The organism is Pseudomonas sp. NPDC089569 (assembly GCF_050280625.1).
Classification (GTDB): Bacteria; Pseudomonadota; Gammaproteobacteria; order Pseudomonadales; family Pseudomonadaceae; genus Aquipseudomonas.
Map to the genome: position 1 here is coordinate 26843 of NZ_JBNNVQ010000048.1, position 15246 is coordinate 42088.

At 61.2% G+C, this 15246-nt stretch carries 14 protein-coding genes, 1 pseudogene and 1 riboswitch; of the genes and pseudogenes, 12 read left to right on the forward strand and 3 right to left on the reverse strand.

What is annotated here, in order from left to right; genetic code table 11:
- Nucleotides 1-80: 80 nt before the first annotated feature.
- Nucleotides 81-413, reverse strand: coding sequence for a DMT family transporter (locus tag ACQKP2_RS18810; protein WP_427578540.1), 333 nt, complete (start codon nucleotides 411-413; stop codon nucleotides 81-83).
- Between the two features lie 103 nt (nucleotides 414-516).
- Here ACQKP2_RS18810 and ACQKP2_RS18815 point away from each other — a divergent pair, with 103 nt between their 5' ends.
- Both ACQKP2_RS18815 and waaA read left to right on the forward strand, forming a co-directional pair.
- Entirely contained in the window at nucleotides 517-1437 is a 921-nt protein-coding gene (locus ACQKP2_RS18815) for a LysR family transcriptional regulator (RefSeq protein WP_427578541.1), read from the forward strand.
- Nucleotides 1430-2707 carry a lipid IV(A) 3-deoxy-D-manno-octulosonic acid transferase gene (waaA, locus tag ACQKP2_RS18820; protein WP_427578542.1) on the forward strand — a complete coding sequence of 426 codons (1278 nt, stop codon included), beginning with the start codon at nucleotides 1430-1432 and terminating at the stop codon, nucleotides 2705-2707. Before ACQKP2_RS18815 ends, waaA begins: the two co-directional genes overlap by 8 nt.
- Before the next feature lie 74 nt (nucleotides 2708-2781).
- Here waaA and ACQKP2_RS18825 read toward each other — a convergent pair whose 3' ends face one another.
- Entirely contained in the window at nucleotides 2782-4221 is a 1440-nt protein-coding gene (locus ACQKP2_RS18825; protein ID WP_427578544.1) for a TolC family outer membrane protein, read from the reverse strand.
- Nucleotides 4222-4407: 186 nt separating this feature from the next.
- Nucleotides 4408-4513, forward strand: a riboswitch (TPP riboswitch).
- A gap of 145 nt (nucleotides 4514-4658) precedes the next feature.
- Here ACQKP2_RS18825 and thiC point away from each other — a divergent pair.
- A complete protein-coding gene (thiC, locus tag ACQKP2_RS18830; protein ID WP_427578546.1) occupies nucleotides 4659-6548 on the forward strand; it encodes a phosphomethylpyrimidine synthase ThiC in 1890 nt (629 codons plus the stop codon).
- Nucleotides 6549-6727: 179 nt separating this feature from the next.
- Complete coding sequence (gene cytX, locus ACQKP2_RS18835; protein WP_427578548.1) at nucleotides 6728-8020, forward strand: putative hydroxymethylpyrimidine transporter CytX; 1293 nt, start codon at nucleotides 6728-6730, stop codon at nucleotides 8018-8020.
- Here the strand turns inward: cytX and ACQKP2_RS18840 are convergent.
- A complete protein-coding gene (locus ACQKP2_RS18840; RefSeq protein WP_427578550.1) occupies nucleotides 7989-8735 on the reverse strand; it encodes an RsiV family protein in 747 nt (248 codons plus the stop codon). The two genes, cytX and ACQKP2_RS18840, sit on opposite strands and share 32 nt — an antisense overlap.
- A 225-nt stretch (nucleotides 8736-8960) precedes the next feature.
- Here ACQKP2_RS18840 and ACQKP2_RS18845 point away from each other — a divergent pair, with 225 nt between their 5' ends.
- The 8 genes and pseudogenes from ACQKP2_RS18845 to ACQKP2_RS18880 all read left to right on the forward strand — a co-directional run.
- Nucleotides 8961-9578 carry an NUDIX domain-containing protein gene (locus ACQKP2_RS18845; protein WP_427578551.1) on the forward strand — a complete coding sequence of 206 codons (618 nt, stop codon included), beginning with the start codon at nucleotides 8961-8963 and terminating at the stop codon, nucleotides 9576-9578.
- Entirely contained in the window at nucleotides 9569-10021 is a 453-nt protein-coding gene (locus ACQKP2_RS18850) for a DUF1249 domain-containing protein (protein WP_427578552.1), read from the forward strand. The genes ACQKP2_RS18845 and ACQKP2_RS18850 overlap by 10 nt, the downstream gene beginning before the upstream one ends.
- Nucleotides 10022-10132: 111 nt before the next feature.
- The gene (gene cpdA / locus ACQKP2_RS18855; RefSeq protein WP_427578553.1) at nucleotides 10133-10948 is read left to right on the forward strand and encodes a 3',5'-cyclic-AMP phosphodiesterase; all 816 of its coding nucleotides are present in this window, start codon (nucleotides 10133-10135) and stop codon (nucleotides 10946-10948) included.
- A 127-nt stretch (nucleotides 10949-11075) separates the two neighbouring features.
- Entirely contained in the window at nucleotides 11076-11684 is a 609-nt protein-coding gene (locus ACQKP2_RS18860; protein ID WP_427578554.1) for a YqiA/YcfP family alpha/beta fold hydrolase, read from the forward strand.
- Between the two features lie 63 nt (nucleotides 11685-11747).
- Nucleotides 11748-13655, forward strand: a complete 1908-nt coding sequence (gene parE / locus ACQKP2_RS18865; RefSeq protein WP_427578555.1) for a DNA topoisomerase IV subunit B — start codon at nucleotides 11748-11750, stop codon at nucleotides 13653-13655.
- A complete protein-coding gene (locus tag ACQKP2_RS18870) occupies nucleotides 13655-14641 on the forward strand; it encodes an esterase-like activity of phytase family protein (RefSeq protein WP_427578557.1) in 987 nt (328 codons plus the stop codon). Before parE ends, ACQKP2_RS18870 begins: the two co-directional genes overlap by 1 nt.
- Nucleotides 14638-15162: a retropepsin-like aspartic protease family protein gene (locus ACQKP2_RS18875; protein ID WP_427578558.1), complete on the forward strand. Its 525-nt coding sequence runs from the start codon at nucleotides 14638-14640 to the stop codon at nucleotides 15160-15162. The genes ACQKP2_RS18870 and ACQKP2_RS18875 overlap by 4 nt, the downstream gene beginning before the upstream one ends.
- Nucleotides 15152-15246 (forward strand): annotated as a pseudogene (locus ACQKP2_RS18880) (carbamate kinase); the annotation flags it as partial. The gene ACQKP2_RS18875 and the pseudogene ACQKP2_RS18880, both read left to right, overlap by 11 nt.

The window sequence follows — 15246 nt, forward strand, 5'->3', positions numbered from 1 at the left end:
CATGGCGGTCGACATCGATGTTGTCTGACGCACCGCTTTCGCGAGCAGGCTCGCTCCCACAGTTGATCGGGCTTGAACCGTCAGTGCCCTGCGGTTTTGGAAAACAGCTGGATGACCACGACGCCCAGAACAATCAACGCCATTCCCATCATCGCCGGCACATCCAGCTTCTGCCCGTAGATAAACAGGGCCGCGACGCTGACCATCACGATGCCCATGCCGGCCCATACCGCGTAGGCGACGCCGACCGGCACGCTGCGTACCACCAGGGTCAGCATCCAGAACGCGATGCCGTACCCGGCGATGACCAGCATCAGCGGCAACGGGGTGCTGAAACCCTTGACTGCTTTCATCGATACAGTGGCAATCACTTCGGCGCAGATGGCTATGGCCAGGTAGTAGTAAGCGGTCATGGTTCGATCCTCGTGTGAAGTGTTGCTTTCTGAGGTCGGCATTCTAGAGATCCTCCAGATGCGGTAAAGTCATTACCTATCTGTTTTCAAGATGGGTTGACTCATGGACATGCAGTGGAATCTGGAGCAGTTGCGTTTATTCGTCAGCGTAGCGGAGCAACGTTCGTTTTCTGCCGTGGCACGAGACCAGCGCAAGGCGCAATCGGCGGTCAGCAGTGCGATTGCATTGCTGGAGGAGGACCTGGGCGTCAGCCTGTTCGACCGCAGCAGCGGCCGGCAACCCAAACTGACAGAGGCTGGCAACGCCCTGCTCGAAGAAGCGCGTGAGGTCCTGCGTCAATGCGAGCGTCTCAATGGCCGGGCGCTGGCGATGATGCGCGGGCAGGAGGCTCGCCTGCGTCTGGCTCAGGACGAAGCCATGCCGTACCAGCCGATCATCGAAAGTTTCGAAGCCCTGGCCGAGCGATTCCCCAGCCTGGAAGTGCAATTGACCAGTGCCGCCCAGGGCGAGGTCGCGCGCAAGCTGGTGGAGCGCCGTGCCGATCTGGGCTTGCTGTTTTTCCACGACCAGATCCCCGAAGCGTTGGAGCGGCGGGTGCTCGGCAGCGTTGAAATGGTCACCGTGTGCGGTGTCGACCATCCGTTGGCAAAACCTGCGCAAGTCAATTGCCAGCAACTGGCACAGCATCGTCAATTGCTGATGTCGACGCAGTCCAGCGTCTATCCCGGCAGTGAGCCGGCCAGTCCGCAAGTCTGGCGGGCCGACAGTTTCTATGTGATGGCCGAATGGTTAGTGCGCGGTCTCGGCTGGGCCTGGTTGCCCAGGCATGTGGTGCAGTACCCCACTTATCATGGCCAGATGGTGGAGCTGGTCAGCGAGTGGACACCGCCGGCGCTGGTGGTGGAACTGGTGTGGCGTCGCGATGAACCGCTGGGGCCGGCGGCCCGTTGGCTGGCGGAACGATTTGCCGTGCATTTGCAGGCGATCGGCGAAAAAACCGATAAACTCCGCGGCCATGAATAGAACCCTTTACACCGTGCTGTTTTACCTGGGGCTGCCATTGGTGGCGATTCGGCTGTGGCTGCGGGCGCGCAAGGCGCCGGCCTATGCCAGGCGCATCGGCGAGCGTTTCTCCTGGGGGATGCCGACGATGAAGCCAGGCGGCTTATGGGTGCACGCGGTGTCCGTGGGTGAAAGCATTGCTGCCGCACCGATGATTCGTGCCCTGCTGCAACGCTACCCGCAGTTGCCGATCACCGTGACGTGCATGACCCCGACCGGTTCGGAGCGTATCCAGGCGATGTTCGCCAATGAGCCGCGCATCCAGCACTGCTATTTGCCCTACGACTTGCCGTGCGCGGCCAAGCGTTTTCTTGATCGAGTCCGGCCACAACTGGCGGTGATCATGGAAACCGAGCTGTGGCCCAATCATATCCACCAATGCGCCAGGCGCGGGATTCCCGTGGCCCTGGCCAATGCGCGATTGTCCGAGCGTTCGGCCAGGGGGTATGGCCGCTTTGCCAGATTGACCGGGCCGATGTTGGCCGAAATGAGTTTGTTCGCGGTGCAGACCGAGGCTGAAGCCCAGCGTTTTCGTGAGTTGGGTGCCCGGCCCGAAACTGTCGAGGTCACGGGTTCGATCAAGTTTGACCTGACCATCGACCCGCAGCTGCTGCAGCGTGCTGCCGATTTGCGCGAACAATGGCAGGCGCAGGAGCGTCCGGTATGGATCGCCGCCAGCACCCATGATGGTGAAGACGAGGTGGTACTGGCTGCCCATCGCCAGTTGCTGGCCAGTCATCCCGATGCCTTGCTGATTCTGGTGCCGCGCCATCCGGAGCGCTTCAATCCAGTGTTCGAACTGTGCCGGCAACAGGGTTTTGCCACAGTCCGGCGTTCCGGCGGTGAGCCGGTCACTGCCGGCACTTCGGTGCTGCTGGGCGACACCATGGGCGAACTGTTGTTTCTCTATGCCTTGGCCGATAGCGCTTTTGTCGGCGGCAGCCTGGTGCCCAACGGCGGGCATAACCTGCTGGAGCCGGCGGCGCTGGCCAAACCGGTGCTCAGTGGTCCGCACCTGTTCAATTTCCTGGAAATCGCCGCGCAGCTACGCAATGCCGGGGCGTTACAGGAAGTGGAGGATGCCGAAGGGCTGGCGTTGGCGGTGCAGCGTCTGTTCGAGTTGCCGCGGGATGCGCAGCGCATGGCGCAGGCGGGTTTGAAGGTGATGCGCACCAATCAGGGCGCATTGCAGCGACTGCTGGATGGGTTGGGGCGGTTGATCGATCGCTGAACCCGCAGGAGCCAGGCTTGCCGGCGAAGGCGATTTCAAAGGCGCCTTCGCCGGCAAGCCTGGCTCCTACAAGTTTATTGGCCCGGGCGGGCCTTGAGCTGTTCCGCAGCTGCCTTGGCCAGATCCGGTGGCAGGAAGTCCTTGTCCGGGTTGTAGTCGGGTTTGAGCCAGCGCGCCAGGTCCTGCAAATCTCCCGGATTCAATGTCCCGGCCTGCTGCTTCAAGCGCAGGTTGTCGAGGATGTAGTCGTAGCGGGTGTTGTTGTAGTCGCGAACCGAGCTGTACAGCTGGCGCTGTGCATCCGATACGTCGACGATGTTTCGCGTACCCACCTGATAGCCGATTTCGGTCGCTTCCAGCGCGCTCTGGTTGGAGATGATCGACTGTTTGCGCGCCTGGACCTGCTCGACGTCAGTGTTCACCGCACGGTGCAGGTCACGGGTGTTCTGGACGATCTGCCGACGCAGGGATTCACGCTGTTGCTCGGTCTGGTCCAGTTGCGCGTAGGACTGGCGTACCTGGGAGTTGATCAACCCGCCGCTGTAGATCGGGATGTTCAGTTGCAGGCCGATCGAGGTTTGCTCGACGTTGCCACCATACGGCTGGCCGAAGGCGCTCGGGTTACTGAAGCCCAGCGCATCGTTGTCGCCTTTCTCATACTTGGCCACTGCATCGATGGTCGGTGCATGCCCGGCCTTGCGTTGCTTGAGGGTTTGTTCGGCGGCGCTGACGGCGTAGTTGCTGGCCAGGAGATTGAGGTTCTGCTTGGCCGCTGTTTCGACCCACGCCTTGGCGTCGTTAGGCGTCGGCGGCAAGATCGGCAGGTTGTGGCTGATGCCCTGGATCGACTTGTACTCGCGGTTGGTCAGGGTGACCAGCGCCTGGAAAGCATCATCGACCTGACGCTGCGCGACGATGCGGTTGGCCCGTGCGGTGTCGTAGCTGGCTTGGGAGTTCAGCACGTCGGTCTTGTCCGAAAGGCCGACGTCGAAGCGCTCGTTGGACTGATCGAGCTGGCGCTTGAACGCGGCTTCCTCGGCCTTGGTCGAGGCCAGGTTGTCCTGGCTGCGCAGCACATTGAAGTAGCTGTCTGCCGTCTGCAGGATCAGGTTCTGTTGGGTGGCCGACAATTGCAGGGCCGCCTGTTCGTTCACATCCTTGGCTGCCTGGAACTGGAACCAGCGATCGGCACGGAACAGGGGCTGCGCCAGGGTCGCCTGATACGAGTGGGCATCGCGGTTGGCAGTGGCGGCAGGCTGGTCGATGGCGGTGCGAACGCTGGTGACGGCTGCACCACCCGACAGGTTGGGCAGCAACCCGGCGCGGGCCTGGGGCACGACTTCTTTCTGGGCGCCATATTGGGCGACGGCGGCGGCGAGGTCGGCGTTGTTGTCCACTGCTTCCTGGTAGACGCTGACCAGGTCGGTTTTGGTGGATAAGGGCGCTTCTGCTGCCCAAGCCATTCCATTGGACGCACAAGACACGGCCAGGGCCAGTGAAAGTTTGCGCAGCATAGGCGTTCCCTAGAATTAATATTACACAAGTAATTTGAGCGCCAAGGCTAAGGCGCGGCACGTGCAGCGTCAATGTGCACGATGGCGTAGCGAGTGTAGTTGCGCCGATGAACGGCAACAATCCTGCAATTGCGCCATTCATCATCATGGAGTTGGTGTTCTTTGCCAGTTGTGTCTAGACTGGCCGGGTTCTTGTCGGGGTGCCTTGCTATGAGGCTGAGATCGAATAATTTCGGATCCCGTTGAACCTGATCAGGTTAGCGCCTGCGTAGGGAACAAGATTTCTCGTCACCCGGCGAGTCCTCTTGTGCTTCGTCCGGGAAATTGTTCGACAATCGAACGACTGCGACGATGCACAGCACCAGTCATGGTGCGTCCGTGCCTTTCAGGTTCTGCCCCGACAATCCACTGCCTGGATGCTGTCTGGAGAGCCCGTGATGACCACAAAATCAAAGAGCGCGATCAACCTGAGTGAATCGGCCAAGGTCGATGAGCAGTCGGTTCAACCGTTCACCCGTTCGCAGAAAGTCTACGTTCAGGGCTCCCGCCCGGATATCCGCGTGCCGATGCGCGAAATCACCCTCGATGTGACGCCGACCGACTTCGGCGGCGAGATCAACGCCCCGGTGACCGTCTACGACACCTCGGGCCCGTACACCGATCCGAACGTGGTGATCGACGTGCGCAAAGGCCTGGCCGATGTCCGTTCGGCATGGATCGACGACCGTGGCGACACCGAACGTCTGAGTGGCTTGAGCTCGAACTTCGGCCAGGAGCGTCTGGCCGATCCGGAACTGACCAAGCTGCGTTTCGCTCACGTCAACAATCCGCGTCGTGCCCGTGCGGGCGCCAACGTCAGCCAGATGCACTATGCGCGCAAGGGCATCATCACCGCCGAGATGGAATACGTCGCCATCCGCGAAAACATGAAGCTGCAAGAGGCCCGCGCTGCCGGCCTGTTGAAGCAGCAACACGCCGGCCACAGTTTCGGCGCGAGCATCCCCAAGGAAATCACCGCCGAATTCGTCCGTGAAGAAATCGCCCGCGGTCGCGCGATCATTCCGGCCAACATCAACCACACCGAACTGGAACCGATGATCATCGGCCGTAACTTCCTGGTGAAGATCAACGGCAACATCGGCAACAGCGCCCTGGGTTCGTCCATCGAAGAAGAAGTGGCGAAACTGACCTGGGGCATTCGCTGGGGTTCGGACACGGTCATGGACCTGTCCACCGGCAAGCACATTCACGAAACCCGTGAGTGGATCATTCGCAACTCGCCGGTACCGATCGGCACCGTGCCGATCTACCAGGCGCTGGAGAAGGTCAACGGCGTGGCCGAAGACCTGACCTGGGAGCTGTTCCGCGACACGCTGATCGAGCAGGCGGAGCAGGGTGTGGACTACTTCACCATCCACGCCGGCGTCCTGCTGCGCTACGTGCCGCTGACCGCCAAACGCGTCACCGGCATCGTTTCCCGTGGCGGTTCGATCATGGCCAAGTGGTGCCTGGCGCATCACAAGGAAAACTTCCTCTACACCCACTTCGAAGAAATCTGCGAAATCATGAAGGCCTACGACGTCAGCTTCTCGCTGGGCGACGGCCTGCGTCCGGGTTCGATTGCCGACGCCAACGACGAAGCGCAGTTCGGCGAGCTGGAAACCCTGGGCGAGCTGACCAAGATCGCCTGGAAGCACGACGTGCAGTGCATGATCGAAGGCCCGGGCCACGTGCCGATGCAGTTGATCAAGGAAAACATGGACAAGCAGCTGGAGTGCTGCGACGAGGCGCCGTTCTACACCCTTGGCCCGCTGACCACCGACATCGCGCCGGGCTACGACCACATCACGTCCGGCATCGGCGCGGCGATGATCGGCTGGTTCGGTTGCGCCATGCTCTGCTACGTAACGCCCAAGGAGCACCTGGGCCTGCCGAACAAGGATGACGTCAAGACCGGGATCATCACCTACAAGATCGCCGCGCATGCCGCCGATCTGGCGAAGGGGCATCCGGGTGCGCAGATTCGTGACAATGCCTTGAGCAAGGCGCGTTTCGAATTCCGTTGGGAGGACCAGTTCAACCTCGGCCTGGATCCTGACACCGCTCGTTCGTATCACGATGAAACCCTGCCGAAGGATTCGGCCAAGGTCGCGCACTTCTGTTCCATGTGCGGGCCGAAGTTCTGCTCGATGAAAATCACCCAGGAAGTCCGCGAGTACGCGGCCAACCAACGGATCGATACGGTCGACGTGGACGTCGCCCAAGGCATGGCCGAACAGGCCGAGCGGTTCAAGCAGGAAGGCAGCCAGCTGTACAAGAAGGTTTGATCTGCTCCCCTCCGACTGATCGTTCCCACGCTCTGCGTGGGAATGCCTCCTGTGACGCTCTGCGTCACGCTTTGGGACGCAGAGCGTCCCGGGCTTCGTTCCCACGCGGGAGCGTGGGAACGATCAGTGAGGTGGCGACGAATCGACACAACAACAAATGTTCCTCTGAGATAACACCCTTGAGCATTCAACCCAGTACGTATTCACCTGATATCGCGGTGCCCGCCGACAAGCGTGTGTTCGGCGGCCGCGATCTGTTTTCCCTGTGGTTTTCCTTAGGCATCGGCCTGATGGTCCTGCAGACCGGCGCATTGCTGGCGCCCGGCCTGGGGTTGTCCGGCTCGCTGCTGGCGATTTTTCTCGGCACGCTGGTGGGCGTTTTGCTGCTGGCGGCCGTCGGTGTGATCGGCAGCGACACCGGTCTGTCGTCGATGGCTGCGCTCAAGTTGAGCCTTGGTACAAAAGGCGCCAGTCTGCCGGCGGTTCTGAACTTGCTGCAATTGATCGGCTGGGGCTCTTTCGAAATCATCGTCATGCGCGACGCCGCCAGCCTGTTGGGCGCACGTGCTTTCAGCGAAGGCAGCCTGCTGTCCAATCCGATGCTGTGGACATTGATCTTCGGTGCACTGGCGACCTTGCTGGCCGTCAGCGGTCCATTGACCTTCGTACGGCAAATCCTGCGCAAGTGGGGTATCTGGCTGTTGCTGGCCGCGTGCACCTGGCTGATCTGGAACCTGTTCGCAAAGGCTGACCTGGCCGCGCTGTGGGCCCAGGCCGGTGATGGCTCGATGCCCTTTGCCGTGGGCTTCGACATCGCCATTGCCATGCCGTTGTCGTGGTTGCCGCTGATTGCCGACTACTCGCGTTTCGGCAAGCGGGCGAAGAATGTTTTCGGCGGCACCGCCATCGGTTTCTTCATCGGTAATTTCTGGCTGATGAGCCTGGGTGTGGCTTATACCCTGGCGTTCGCGCCCAGCGGTGAAGTCAATGCCCTGCTGTTGGCACTGGCCGGGGCCGGACTTGGAATTCCGCTGCTGCTGATTCTGCTGGACGAATCGGAAAACGCCTTTGCCGATATACACTCGGCGGCGGTGTCCAGCGGCATTCTATTGCGCCTGAAGGTCGAGCACCTGGCGTTGGCTATCGGTGTGGTCTGCACCTTGATCGCCTTGCTGGCGCCATTGGCGCAGTACCAGAACTTCCTGCTGTTGATCGGCTCGGTGTTTGCGCCGCTGTTCGGCGTAGTACTGGTGGATCACTTCATTCTGCGCAAGCGCAGCGCTCGGGTGGCCTCGGCAGCTTTGCGCTGGCCGGCGCTGCTCGCCTGGCTGGGCGGGATCGGCACCTACCATCTGCTGGCGAATGTGTATCCGGACATCGGCGCAACCCTGCCGGCGCTGGTCCTGGCAGGGCTGTTGCAACTGGTACTGGGCCGTGCCTTCAGTTACGGCCGGGAAACAGCTCGGGCTTGATGATGCCGTTGAGGCGAGGGTAGGGGATCTTCAGTTCGACATGGCCCAGCGCGTAAGGCGCGATGCTGCTGGTTTCGTACTTGAGGATTACCCCGCCGTAGGTCAGCGCCACGTTCTGGGTCTTCTGGAACGGCCAGCTCTTCACGAACTCCGGTTCCTGATCGAGCTTGGTGCTGATCAGCCAACTGTTGTGCGCCACCTGCGCCGCTTTCCAGAACGCCTCTTCCTGGCCCGGCAGCAGCATGTCCGAAAGCGTCAGCACCTTGTGTTGCTGGCGCGAATAGTTGATGAAACCTCGACCCGGCGTGCCATGGGCACCGCCGGTGTCCAGGTAACTGGACAGTTCGACGATCACCAAGCCGTCATGCTGTTCGCGTACCTTCGCCTGCAGATAGCTGCTGTTGCGAGGGGCGGCCGTGCGTAAAAACTGTTCGCGATAGGCGCTCAACGTGGGGGCCACCGGTGCATCGGGCGAAGTTCGGGTCATTTGCAGCAGGCGTTTTTCGACAATCGCGTCAAGTTGCGGCTCGGCGGGAAAGTGCACGGTGTCGATGTTCACCAGCGGGCAGTCCTGGTCCTTGCAACCGGGTTTGAGCTGCTCACTGGCGTCGCGAGTGGTTTCCAGCGGCACTCGATAATTGGGCTGGAACAGGCTCTGGCAGGCACCCAGGGTCAGGGCGATAGCGGCCACAGAGGCAAATTTGAAAAGCGACATGGGCGTCCTTCGTAGAACTGGGAAAGGCCAAAAGTTACCCGCTTCGACTACCAACAGGGCAATCAGTTCGCCACTAAGCTAATTAGAGTGGGTTTCGCCTTCACCGTCCATCCCGCTGACGGGAAAGGGGCTGCATCAAATGTCGCGGGCGCGTTAGGATGGCGCGAAGTCGAGGCTACAAGAAGGAAGGAGCCTCGTATTGGATGTGAAGTAACGAGGATTGTCATGACTGATTTTGCCAACGCCATTCCGACCGCCGTTGATATCGTTCGGCGCGAAAAGTGCTTCGAGGGCTTCTACAAGCTCGATCGCGTGCACTTGCGCCACGAATTGTTTGCCGGGGGCATGAGTCGTGAAATCAATCGGGAAGTGTTTGTCCGTCACGATGCAGTCTGCATGCTGCCCTACGATCCTCAGCGCGACGAAGTGGTGTTGATCGAGCAGTTTCGCGTCGGTGCCCTGGGCAAGACCGACAATCCGTGGCTGATCGAACTGGTCGCTGGTCTGATCGACAGGGACGAACAACCGGAAGAAGTTGCCCGCCGCGAAGCGCAGGAGGAAGCTGGACTTGTGATCAAGGCGCTGTGGCCGATGGCTCAATATTTTCCATCGCCGGGCGGCAGCAATGAGTTCGTGCATCTTTACCTTGGGCGCTGCAACAGTAACGGGGTCGGCGGCCTGCATGGGGTGGCGGAGGAAGCAGAAGATATCCGCGTGACGGTATGGGCCTTCGAGGATGCCCTGCAAGCCGTGCGCGATGGGCGTATTGCCAACGCGGCCAGCATCATTGCCTTGCAGTGGCTGGCTTTGAACCGCGTTGAAGTGAGGGGGCTATGGTCGTAAACAAGGTGCGCGATCGCTATCGGGTAGACCTGGCGGGGCTGCAAGCGTCTTGCGAGGCAAACTACGCGCGCCTGATGCGACTGTTGCCGGACATGCGCAGCGAGCCGGCGGCGCGGCGCATCGCCGTGAGCCATGGCGAGCAGATGCTCGGCGTGCTGGCGCTGGAGGTGTTGCAGGTCTGTCCGTACACCACGACCCTGCAGGTGCGCCAGGAGCACAGCCTGCCGTGGCTGCCGGTGCCGCAACTGGAGGTTCAGGTCTATCACGATGCGTGCATGGCCGAAGTGGTCAGCGCGGAGCATGCGCGCCGCTTTCGTGGTATCTATCCTTACCCGAACGCCTTGATGCACCAGCCGGACGAAAAGGCCCAACTGAACATGTTCCTGGGTGAATGGCTGAGCCATTGCTTGGCACTGGGGCATGAGTACGAGGTCGTACGATAGCTTCAAGCGCAGTTGTGAACTGCGTCAGGTTCACAGGTTTCCCCTTTCGAGCGTCCCCCAGCATAATCTCTTCTCTGATCCCGCCCTGTGATCACGCCCCGGGAGGACACCTTGTTGCGCGTATCCAATTTGACCACCGACGATCCTGCGCTGCTGGTGCAGCTATCCGACAGTCACCTGTTTGCCGAGGCGCATGGCACATTGCTGGGCATGAAGACTCGTGACAGCCTGCAAAAAGTCATCGAGCTTGTGCTCGCGCAACAGCCTCGTATTGACCTGCTCCTGGCCACAGGCGACCTGTCCCAGGACGGAACGCTGGAGTCCTATCGGCAATTTCACGAGCTGACACGACAGCTCGACGCACCGGCCCGCTGGATTCCCGGCAATCACGACGAGCCGCAGATCATGGCCGAGGCCACGGTGCAAAGCGCCTTGCTCGATCCGGTGGTAGATATCGGCAATTGGCGGGTCACGTTGCTCGATTCGGCGGTGCCGGGCTCCGTGCCGGGGTATTTGCAGGCCGAACAGCTACATCGACTGGAACGCTCGCTGAGCGAGGCGCCGCAGCGACATCATCTGGTGTGTTTGCACCATCATCCCGTGCCGATTGGCTGTGCGTGGATGGAGCCGATCGGCCTGCGCAATCGCGACGCACTGTTCGCAGTGCTGGATCGCTTTCCACAGGTGCGGGCCGTGCTGTGGGGGCATGTGCATCAGGAAATCGATCAGTTTCGCAACAATGTGCGTCTGATCGCTTCACCATCGACCTGCATTCAGTTCGAACCGGGCAGCGAAGATTTCAAGGTCGGGGAGCAGGCGCCGGGATATCGCTGGTTACGGCTGCTGCCGGACGGGCGGTTGGAAACCGGTGTGGAACGGGTGACCGGGTTCGAGTTCCAGGTCGACTACAACTCCAACGGCTACTGATTTAGCCGTCATTTCCAAAAAACGGGCGCGATGACGCCCGTTCAGACGGCAAAATTCCCGCGCATATCCCGATTCCCCCGACACCCTGTAAACTTCGCCATCTTTACCCGACGCACAGGGAGTCCCAATGTCCGGCTCGATCCTTTATATCCACGGCTTCAACAGCGCGCCCGCATCGCAAAAGGCCACTCGGTTGAGCGATGTGATGGGGCGTCTGGGCCTGGGTGATCAGTTGCGCGTGCCGGCCTTGCATCACCACCCTCGCGAGGCCATTGGCCAACTGGAGCAAGCGATTGTCGAACTGGGCCGGCCGCTGCTGGTCGGCAGCTCGCTCGGCGGCTACTATGCGACCTATCTGGCCGAGCGGCATGGCCTCAAAGCCCTGTTGATCAACCCTGCCGTCAGTCCGCACCGGATGTTCGACGGGTTCCTGGGAACGCAGAAAAACCTGTATACCGACGAGACCTGGGAGCTGACCCAGGACCACGTGACGGCCCTGGCCGAGCTGGAAGTGCCGGCACCGCAAGATCCGCAGCGCTTTCAGGTGTGGTTGCAGACCGGTGACGAAACGCTGGACTATCGCCTTGCCCAGCAGTATTACCGGGCTTGTGCCTTGCGCATTCAGGCCGGTGGCGATCATGGTTTCCAGGGTTTTGCCGCACAACTGCCGGCCATGCTGAGCTTTGCCGGCATTGGCGCGGATGTGTATCAGGCGATTGATTTCACGGCATTGTGATTTCGGCTTTTTTACACCGAACTTTTTACTGAGCAACTTTTCACTGAAGGACGACGAGACCCCATGGCCACTCCCAGCGCTAGCTCTTATAACGCCGACGCCATCGAAGTCCTCTCGGGCCTCGACCCGGTGCGCAAGCGCCCCGGCATGTACACCGACACCAGTCGACCGAACCACCTCGCCCAGGAAGTCATCGACAACAGTGTCGACGAGGCCCTGGCCGGGCATGCCAAATCGGTGCAGGTCATCCTGCACGCCGATCACTCGCTGGAAGTCTGCGATGACGGCCGTGGCATGCCGGTGGACATTCACCCCGAAGAGGGCGTCTCGGGTGTCGAGCTGATCCTCACCAAGCTCCATGCGGGCGGCAAGTTTTCCAACAAGAACTACCAGTTCTCCGGCGGTCTGCACGGGGTCGGGATATCGGTGGTCAACGCCTTGTCGACCCAGGTCCGGGTGCGCGTCAAGCGTGACGGTAACGAATACCAGATGACCTTCGCCGACGGCTTCAAGGCCAGCGAACTGGAGGTCGTCGGTACCGTTGGCAAGCGCAACACCGGCACCAGCGTATTCTTCGCCCCGGACCCGAAATACTTCGATTCGCCGAAATTCTCCATCAGCCGTCTCAAGCACGTGCTCAAGGCCAAGGCCGTCCTGTGTCCGGGGCTGTTGGTCAGCTTCGAGGACAAGGCCACCGGCGAGAAAGTCGAATGGCACTATGAAGACGGATTGCGCTCCTATCTGGTCGACGCCGTCAGCGGTTTCGAACGCCTGCCGGACGAGCCGTTCTGCGGCAGCCTGGCCGGTAACAAGGAAGCGGTGGACTGGGCCCTGCTGTGGCTGCCCGAAGGTGGCGACGCCGTGCAGGAAAGCTACGTCAACCTGATTCCGACGGCCCAGGGCGGTACCCACGTCAACGGATTGCGCCAGGGCCTGCTCGACGCCATGCGCGAGTTTTGCGAATTCCGCAACCTGTTGCCGCGCGGTGTGAAGCTGGCTCCGGAAGACGTCTGGGAACGCATTGCTTTTGTGCTGTCGATGAAGATGCAGGAGCCGCAATTCTCCGGCCAGACCAAGGAGCGCCTGTCGTCCCGCGAAGCAGCGGCGTTCGTTTCCGGTGTGGTCAAGGACGCTTTCAGCCTGTGGCTCAACGCACACCCGGAAACCGGTTTGCTGCTGGCCGAGCTTGCGATCAACAACGCCGGTCGTCGCCTGAAGGCCAGCAAGAAGGTCGAGCGCAAGCGCATCACCCAAGGGCCGGCACTGCCTGGCAAGCTTGCCGATTGCGCCGGGCAGGATCCGATGCGTTCCGAGTTGTTCCTGGTGGAAGGCGATTCCGCCGGTGGTTCGGCCAAGCAGGCGCGGGATAAGGAGTTCCAGGCGATCCTGCCATTGCGCGGCAAAATCCTCAATACCTGGGAAGTCGATGGCAGCGAAGTGCTGGCCAGCCAGGAAGTGCACAACATCGCCGTGGCCATTGGCGTCGATCCGGGTGCGACGGACATGAGCCAGTTGCGCTACGGCAAGATCTGCATCCTCGCTGACGCCGACTCCGACGGCCTGCACATTGCCACCTTGCTTTGCGCCTTGTTCGTCCAGCACTTCCGTGCGCTGGTGGAGGCCGGGCACGTCTACGTCGCCATGCCGCCGCTGTACCGCATCGACCTGGGTAAAGAGATCTACTACGCCCTGGACGAAGCCGAGCGCGACGGGATTCTCGACCGTCTGGTGGCCGAGAAGAAGCGCGGCAAACCACAGGTCACTCGATTCAAAGGTCTGGGTGAAATGAACCCGCCGCAGTTGCGCGAAACCACCATGGATCCGAACACCCGGCGTCTGGTGCAGCTAACGTTGGGCGAAGACTTTGTCCAGACCTCGGAAATGATGGACATGCTGCTGGCGAAGAAACGCGCCGGCGACCGTAAAAACTGGCTGGAGTCCAAGGGCAACCTGGCCGAGGTTCTGGGCTGATGCGTTCAGGCTTTGCCCTGGCGTGTCTGTTGCTGCTGACCTCGATCACGGTGTCTGCCGAGCCGACGCCCCAGCTGCGTTTGTTGTCCGAGCATGCCGTCGAAGGCATGCGCGGAGGCAATCTGTCCGGTCTGGCCCAGTGTGGCAAGGAGCTGTGGGCGGTTTCCGATCGCGACGACGATCAGATCTATCGCCTGGATATCGGCAACAGTGTCTGGCGCGCGGAAGCAGTGGGCATAGGCGTTCCTCCGTTACCGGACAGCGGCTTGCCCTGGGGCTTGCGCGTGCGGACCTGGGCGGCATCGTTCGTGCGTGGCGGTGATCTGGATTTCGAAGGCATCACTTGCGACAGTGCCGGCAATCGTTACGTCGTCAGTGAGTCCCATGCCGCCGTGCTGCAAGTACCGCCAACGGGACCGACCTCCTGGCTGAAGCTCTCGCCGCTCATGGTGCGTCAGGCACGGGCCAGCGGCATGCTGCTGCACTTCAATGCGCTGTTCGAGGGGGTGGCGATCAGTCCGGCCGGCGACCAGTTGTGGCTGGCTGCCGAGCGCGAGAGTCGCGGGGTGCTGCTGATCAAGCGCCAGCAAAGCCTCTGGGACTGCGATGGCAGCTGCGTGCTGTTGAGCGAAGCCGGAGTGGAAATGCAGCCGGCACAGTTTCCAAAGGCCAGGGCCGTGTCCCGGGATTTTGCCGATCTTTCATTGTTCAACGGCAAGTTGTTTACCCTTGAGCGCAATGCGTTCCAGATTTGCCGTCGTGATCTGGCAACCGCCAAGGCCGAGCGCTGCTGGTCGTTTGCCGATGAGGCGCTGCAGGAAAACCGGCGTTATCCACAACCCTACGGTTTGGCGGAGGCGTTGATCATCGATGCCGAAGGTGCATGGATCGGCATCGACAATAACGACGGTGCCCGCGCCGATGGCGAGCGGCGCCCGATCGTCTGGCGCTTTGCTGCGCCTGACGGTGGCTGGAGCAAGCCATGAGTCGGCAAACGCCGGGCCAACGTGCCGGTCGTGTGTTGATGGTGCTGGCCTGGTGTGCGGCGCTATTCCTGGCCACGCGTTTTTTTGGTCAGTGGGAGGCGCGTCAGCAAAACCCGAATGTGGTGGTGAGCTCCGAGCAGGGCGAAGGCTATGTCGAGGTCAAGCTGCTTGGCAATGCCCAGGGGCATTTTGTATTCAGCGGCTATATCAACAGTCAGCCGGTGGAGTTCATGCTCGATACCGGCGCTACGGATGTGGCCATCCCGGCGCAATTGGCCAAGCGCTTGAAGCTGGAGGAGGGATTTGGCGTAACCCTGAGCACGGCCAATGGCCTGAGCCAGGGCTATCGCACCCGTATCGAGCGCCTGCAAATGGGTGACATCGTGCTGCGGGACGTCCGCGCACTGGTGGCGTCCGGCCTGCATGGCGACCAGGTGCTGCTCGGCATGAGCGCACTGAACCAACTTGAATTTACCCAGCGCGGTGGCACCCTGCTGCTGCGCCAGACAACGAACCGATGAGGCCCGCATGAGCGACATCCTTGCAGACACCGAAACCGAAGGCATGATCGGCTACATCATCGAACAGGAGCTGGGCAACCTGCT